This window comes from Herbaspirillum sp. B65 (assembly GCF_000333555.1).
GTDB lineage: Bacteria > Pseudomonadota > Gammaproteobacteria > Burkholderiales > Burkholderiaceae_D > Herbaspirillum > Herbaspirillum rubrisubalbicans.
In genome coordinates this window covers 1-2673 of record NZ_BADI01000922.1, presented here as the reverse complement: position 1 = coordinate 2673, position 2673 = coordinate 1, and the positions used below count along the sequence as shown (strand labels likewise).

Annotated in this window: 2 protein-coding genes; one reads left to right on the top strand and one right to left on the bottom strand. The window is 63.6% G+C overall.

The window, feature by feature from the left end; all coding sequences use genetic code 11:
* Positions 1–746, top strand: a 746-nt coding sequence (locus I5W_RS21665; RefSeq protein WP_044530788.1) for an aminotransferase-like domain-containing protein, incomplete at its 5' end; no start/stop codon positions are given.
* 29 nt (positions 747–775) lie between these two features.
* Here the strand turns inward: I5W_RS21665 and I5W_RS21660 are convergent.
* Positions 776–2673: beta strand repeat-containing protein (locus I5W_RS21660; protein WP_044530787.1), on the bottom strand; the 1898-nt coding region annotated here is incomplete at its 5' end.

Here is a 2673-nt window from a genome sequence, read left to right as displayed (position 1 = left end):
CAGACGTCGGCATCCCGCGCCTGGGCGACGGTCCCGACATCGCCCACCTGCGGGAAATGGCGGCGCTGCACAAGCCCAAGCTGTACGTGATCAATTCGGTGCTGCACAACCCGACCTCGACCTCGATGTCGGCCGCCAAGGCCTTCCAGGTGCTGCGCATCGCCGAGGAACACGACTTCATCCTCGTCGAGGACGACATCTACTGCGACATGCACCCCGGCTCCGCAGTGCAGCCGGCCACCCGCATCGCGGCGCTGGACCAGTTGCAGCGGGTGATCTACCTGGGGGGATTTTCCAAGACCCTGTCGGCCAATCTGCGAGTGGGCTATATCGCCACCTCGGCCGAACTGGCGCGCAGCCTGGCCGACCGCAAGCTGCTCTCGACCCTGACCACCGGCGAGATCGGTGAACGGGTAGCCTACAAGGTGCTCTCCGAGGGGCATTACCGCAAGCACGCCGAGCGCCTGCGCGCGCGGCTCAATGGCGCCCGCGAAAAGGTGATGCGGCACCTGGAAAAGCTGGGCATGGAAGTGGGCGACCCGCCACCCTGCGGCATGTTCCTGTGGGTCGATACCGGGCGCGATACCAATGTGCTGACCGAAGAGGCGATGGAGCAAGGCTTCCTGCTGGCGCCCGGCAGCCTGTTCTCGCCCTCCCAGTTGCCCTCCACCCATATGCGCATCAACGTGGCCAGCATGTCGGACCCTGGCATCTGGCGCTTCCTGGAACGGGCGATGGCAGACTAGGGCCGCCGTTGCCGGGAAGGCCCCTCTTCCTATGCCGTCACCAGGTGGATACGGGCGATTTCCTGGTTGCTGGAGTTATAGAAGGCATAGTCGGTGGTACCCGGGAAGTAGACGTAGTGGTCCGAACCATTGGCCATGATCTGCAAGCTCTCGCTGGTGCTCATCTTCACCGTCAGAATCTTGGAACTGCCGCTGCCGGCCATGCCCATCTGACGCACATCATCGGCGGTGATGATGATGTTGGTACTGTTGCCGGCACTCACGTCCAGCGTGGTGATGCCGGTGACCTTGCTGGCGAAGTTGCTGAGCTGGAGTTGCGAACCCAGGTCGGCGAAGTGCAAGGTCGTCACCCCGGCACCGCCGTTGATGGAATCGATGTTGGCGTTGCCAGTGTTCTGGTTGACCATGTCGCTCTGCGCCCCGGCCGAACTGTTGGCACCGGCGCTGACGTTGATCAGGTTGCTGCCGCTGCCCACGCTGACGCTGTTGTGTCCCCCTTCCACCACGTTGAAGACATCGGTGCCGGAACTGGCGCCCCCGCCGCTGAGTGAATTGGTGGTGTTGTTGCCGCGCGCGGTGAGGATGTTGGCGCCGCTGTTGCCGGTCAGGTTACTGTTGACGTTGGCGCTGCCTTCCAGGTTGGAGATGCCGACGTAGCTGTCACCACTGGCGTCGCCGCCACTGCCGCCGCTGACCAGACTGGCGGTGATGTCGTTGCCGGTCGAGTAGAGATAGCTGACGGTATCGCTGCCACCGGCGCCGCCATTGAAGACGTTGGCGGCGCTATTGGCATAGAAGGTATCGCTGCCGGCACTGCCGGTGACGTTCTGGATGTTGGCGTAGGTGTCGCCTGCGGCATAGCCGCCGCTGCCGCTGCCGTGGTACAGGTCCACTACCACCGGCGTGCTGCCCGAGCGCGCATAGTTGACCGTATTGGTCCCTCCCCCGCCATCGAAACTGTTGGCCACCGAGCTGGCATAGAAGGTGTCATTGCCGGAACCACCGGTGAGGTTGGCGATATTGGTGAAGGTATCTCCGGCGGCATAGGTGCCGGTAGCCGCCAGGGTGTTGGTCAAGTCCACTGTCACGCCACCGGTATCGTACTCATAGCTCACCGTATCGACCCCGCCGCTGCCACCATCGAAGTTGTTGGCCTGGGTGCTGGCCTTGAAGACGTCGTTGTAGGCGCTGCCGATGACGTTGTCGATGTTGACCAGCACATCGCCCTGGGCATCGCCACCACTGCCGCTGCCGTTCTTGAGGTCGATGGTCACCGCCGAGCCCGAGCCGGCATAGGAGGCAAAGGTCGAGGCCCGATTGCCGTTCACGGCCGTGATGGTGTCGGCGCCGGCGCCCCCTTCCAGTACCGAACGCGTGCCGCTTGTGGCAAAGCCGGTGATGGTGTCGTTGTAGGCGCTGCCGACCACGTTCTCGATGTTGACGTAGGTATCGCCTTGCGCATAGTTGCCGCTGCCGCTGCCCGCAGAGAGATCGACGGTCACGCCATTGGTACCGTCAGCGCTGCTGGAGAGCGAATAGTTGACCGTGTCGGAACCGGCCCCGCCATTGAACTTGTTGGCATTGGCGCTGGCCAGGAAGGTATCGTTGTTGCTGCTGCCGATGACGTTGTCGATGTTGGTCAGGACATCGCCCTGGGCATCGCCGCCGCTACCGGTGCCGGCTTGCAGGTTGATGGTCACGCCGGCGGAAGAACCGGCATAGGAGGCATAGGTATCGGCCCGGTTGGCGGCATTGGCGATGAGGTTGTCGGCACCCTTGCCACCGGTCAGTACCGAAGTCACGCCGGGCGTGGCGAAGCCGGTCAGGGTGTCGGCCCAGTCGCTGCCGATCACGTTCTGGATATTGCTGTAGCTGTCGCCCTGGGCGTAGTTGCCCGAACCGCTGCCGGCGCTCAGTCCACCGTACG